Annotated in this window: 5 protein-coding genes and 1 pseudogene; 2 read left to right on the top strand and 4 right to left on the bottom strand. The window is 68.8% G+C overall.

Annotated features, from left to right (window positions below):
• Positions 1-817 (bottom strand): divalent metal cation transporter (locus GEV07_30800; protein MQA06897.1); only part of this gene is annotated, 817 nt, incomplete at its 3' end.
• Between the two features lie 78 nt (positions 818-895).
• Between GEV07_30800 and GEV07_30795 the strand changes: the two genes are divergently transcribed.
• Entirely contained in the window at positions 896-1612 is a 717-nt protein-coding gene (locus GEV07_30795; GenBank protein MQA06896.1) for an FCD domain-containing protein, read from the top strand.
• A gap of 16 nt (positions 1613-1628) precedes the next feature.
• Here GEV07_30795 and GEV07_30790 read toward each other — a convergent pair.
• Together GEV07_30790 and GEV07_30785 are read right to left on the bottom strand one after the other, a co-directional pair.
• Positions 1629-2254, bottom strand: a pseudogene (locus tag GEV07_30790) (threonylcarbamoyl-AMP synthase).
• A gap of 9 nt (positions 2255-2263) precedes the next feature.
• Positions 2264-2782, bottom strand: coding sequence for a hypothetical protein (locus GEV07_30785; GenBank protein MQA06895.1), 519 nt, complete (start codon positions 2780-2782; stop codon positions 2264-2266).
• Between the two features lie 224 nt (positions 2783-3006).
• Between GEV07_30785 and GEV07_30780 the strand changes: the two genes are divergently transcribed.
• Positions 3007-3546 (top strand): hypothetical protein, encoded by a 540-nt coding sequence (locus tag GEV07_30780; GenBank protein ID MQA06894.1) that lies wholly within the window; start codon positions 3007-3009, stop codon positions 3544-3546.
• Here GEV07_30780 and GEV07_30775 read toward each other — a convergent pair.
• On the bottom strand, positions 3529-3666 hold a 138-nt coding region (locus tag GEV07_30775), incomplete at its 5' end, for a transposase (GenBank protein ID MQA06893.1). The two genes, GEV07_30780 and GEV07_30775, sit on opposite strands and share 18 nt — an antisense overlap.

The raw sequence follows: 3666 nt of genomic DNA, 5'->3' as shown, positions 1-3666 counted from the left end.
TGATCCAGCCCTTCGCGCGCTGCTTCCACTCGGCGCTGCCGTCGTTCGGGCCGACCCACCGTGCGTAGCCCTTCTCGATGCACCAGTACGTGTAGTACGTGATCTCGTCCGAGGTCACCCCGGTCAGGCCGAACATCGCGACCGCCGCGCCGACGGCGCCGGCCGGCAGCGCGAACCGCATGCCGTGGCCGAGGTCGTCGAGGCCGTACCCGATCTCGGTCGCCGGCAGGCCGAACGCGATCGCGCACGTGATCAGCACGAACAGCACGGTCAGCGCCACGGCGCCGCGTTCGATGAGCGAGTACTTGTTCGAGTACAGCGACGCGATCGCAGCGACGACCACGATCGTCGTCCAGATGGCCAGCGAGGTGAACTCCAGCGGCCCGGAACCGATCGGGAACAGGATGCTCAACGCCGCCGCGAGGCCACCGACCACCCCGCCGACCTGGAGCACCTTGACCACGGCCATCACGATCCACATCAGGGTGACCCAGCCGAGCCTGCCGAAGCGCGGCGGCACGTCGTTATAGCCCTCGAGTGCGGTGCGTCCCGTGACGATCGACCAGCGGGCCAGCTCGACCTGCACGGCGACCTTCACCAGCGTGCTGAGGACGACCAGCCACAGCAGCACGAAGCCGGCTTCCGCCCCCAGCGCGGTGGTGGCGATCAGCTCGCCGGAGCCCACGATGGAGGCGCTGAGGACCAGTCCGGGACCGAGGAACCGCACCGAGCCACGCCAGCCGGTGGGCGGTTCGCGGACGTCGTCCGTGGTCAGGACGTAGGGATCTCGCGGTACGGCCGCTGTACCTGTGCTCACCACGGCCTCCTTTGCCCGGTTGAACTACTAGTATATTAGTAGTGCCATGCAAGCATCCCAGTCAATAGACTCGGTCGCATGAGCGTCCGATCGGGGAGCAGGGGCAGCACTGCGCGGGACGTGGTGGTCGCCGAGGTGCGGCGCCGCATCCTGGACCTGACCTACGAGCCCGGCGTGGGGCTGGGCGAGAACGAGATCGCCGCCGAGCTCGGGGTGAGCCGCACGCCGGTGCGGGAGGCGCTGATCCTGCTCGCCAACGAGGGGCTGATCGAGATCTACCCCCAGGTGGGCACGTTCGTCTCCAGGATCGACAGGGACGCGGTCGCCGACGCGCAGTTCATCCGCGAGGCGCTGGAGACGGCGTCGATGCGTGAGCTGGCCGGCAACGTCGACGACCGTCACCTCGGCCGGCTGCGCGGCATCCTCGACCAGCAGCGCACCGCCGTCGCGGCCGTCGACGTCGACCAGTTCTTCGGCCTCGACGAGGACCTGCACCGCACCATGCTCGAGCTGGCCGGCCACGGCGCGGCGTGGACCGTAGTCAGCGCCGCAAAGGCCCACCTCGACCGTGCCCGGCGTGCCTGCCTCCCGGTAGCCGACACCCTCGACCGGATGCTCGAACAGCACACCGACATCGTCGACCGCCTGGCCTCCCGCGACCCGGACGCCGCCGAGGAGGCCCTGCGCGCGCACCTACGCCAGGTCTTCCAGGACATCGACGTGGTGAAGGCGCGCTCACCCCAGTACTTCGCCACCGGCCCGGGCCGCCCCACCCGCCGCGCCCGCTTGGCCTGAGCCAGCTGCGGCGGGGTCAGCTGAACGGGGTGGGGTCGCCGGCGCCGGTGCGCAGGATCTCCGGCGCGCCTGCGGAGAAGTCGACCACCGTGGTCGGCTCCAGGCCGCACTCACCGGAGTCGATGACCGCGTCGAGCTGGTTGTCGAGCAGGTCCTTGATCTCCCAGCCGTCGGTCATCGGCTCCAGGGTGTCGGGCAGCAGCAGCGTGCTGGACAGCAGCGGCTCTTCGAGCTCGGTCAGCAGGGCGCGTACGACGTTGTGCCGCGGGATGCGCACGCCGATGGTCTTCTTCTTCGGGTGCTGCAGCCGCCGCGGCACTTCCTTCGTCGCCGGCAGGATGAACGTGTAGCTGCCCGGCGTCGCGGCCTTGATCGCGCGGAACACCGTGTTGTCGATGTGCGTGAACTGCCCGAGCTGGCCGAAGTCCTTGCACACCAGGGTGAAGTGAAGTGGTGCTTGCTGTCCAGCCGCCGGATGGTGATGATCCGGTCGCGTGCCTCCTGGCTGTCCAGCGAACAGCCCAGTGCGTAACACGAGTCGGTCGGGTAGGCGATCAGGCCGCCCGACCTGACGAGCTCCACGACCTGCCTGATCGCACGGGGCTGTGGGTTCTCCGCATGCACGTCCACGTACTTCGCCACGGCGACACCCTAGTGCCACGCAACAGATCGTCCGGGTAGGACTGCGGAAGCGCCTCGGGATGGCTGCCTAACGCGTGCCGCGCGGATCTTTCTCCTGGCCTTCCGGTCCGTCGGCAACGAGTAGTAGATGTCACCGTTGTCGGTGTTCATGGTCAGGTTGTTCCTGGGATTGGCGTGGGCGACGTCGATGCTTCTCCTGACGGTCGTCAGAACGGCGTTGCCGGTGACCGACCCCACCGTCAGCTCGTGGTGGTCGGCGGTCGCGTCCAACTCGCCCTGCGCGGCGAGGATATGTACCGGTCCGTTGAGCACGTGATCAGGTACCCCCGCCGGAGTTGCGGGAATGGTGACATCGATGACGTCGGCATCTGGAGGGACGGCCACGTCGCCAGCACGTCGTTCACGAAGCACTCCGGTGGTGTCAGTCACCTCGACGCGCGCTTTGTCCTCGGACGGCTCCGGGTGCCTACCGCGGACCTCGATATCAGGACCTCGAGCCCAAGGGTCGGCAACGATGTGCACCGGCATACGTGCGCCATCGGCGGAGCGGACCCGCAACATGATCTGCCTTTCGCTATTGCTGCTGAGCCCCGTACCCCATTCCTTCACTGCGACTCCTCACCCGCGACCGACGAGACACCGAGTCCGATGCGCGCCCGTCGACGTTGGTTCTGGTGCGGCACTGCGAACGCGCCGCTGCATCTACCATCGGACGGTCAGGGGTTACGTCGCGGAAGCTGGCGGGGAGCGTAGTGGACAGTCGGTACGGGCCGCAGAGCGTGCCCGGACGACACGTCCCCCGCCCGCCGTGGGAGCGGCCTGCCATCGCCGGCGCCCCGCCCCCGCCGGCACCGCCGCGGTCGCGGCACAAGCGCCGCAGCGCCTGGTTGGCCGGCGTGCTTGTGGTGGTGCTCCTCGTCTGGTTCGGCGGCGTGGCGGCGTTCCGCACCGGCGTTCGGTTGCCGAGCGTGCCGGCCGCCGAGTTCGTGCCGCCGGACGGGCAACGGCATCCCGCGAAGCTCCAGCAGGCGGGCACTCGGTCGCAGGCGACGGTGGAGAATGCCTGGGTACGCGGCAAGTACATCGGCGTGTCGGTCTCGCCGTTCCTTTACAGGTACATGGTGCCGCCCCCGGACACGCCGCGCAGCCAAGTGGAGGACGTGCGGTGGTGGCGGGAGGCGGTGCTGCCAGGGGACAGCCAGCAGGCTCCGCGCTACCGGGTCTTCTCGATCACCGACGGCGGCATCCGGCTGCACGGCCAGGACTGGGGCCAGCTAGGCCGTGTCTCGTAAATGCGTGGTCCAGGCGATGACAGCGTTCAAGACGGCGGCGGCGTGGTAGACGATGGCGAGTTTGTCGTAGCGGGTGGCGAGGCCGCGCCACTGCTTGAGGTGGCAGAAGCGGCGTTCGAC

Source organism: Streptosporangiales bacterium (genome assembly GCA_009379825.1).
GTDB lineage: Bacteria > Actinomycetota > Actinomycetes > Streptosporangiales > WHST01 > WHST01.
The sequence above is the reverse complement of the archived record's forward strand: the minus strand, read 5'-3'. Positions and strand labels throughout refer to the sequence as shown.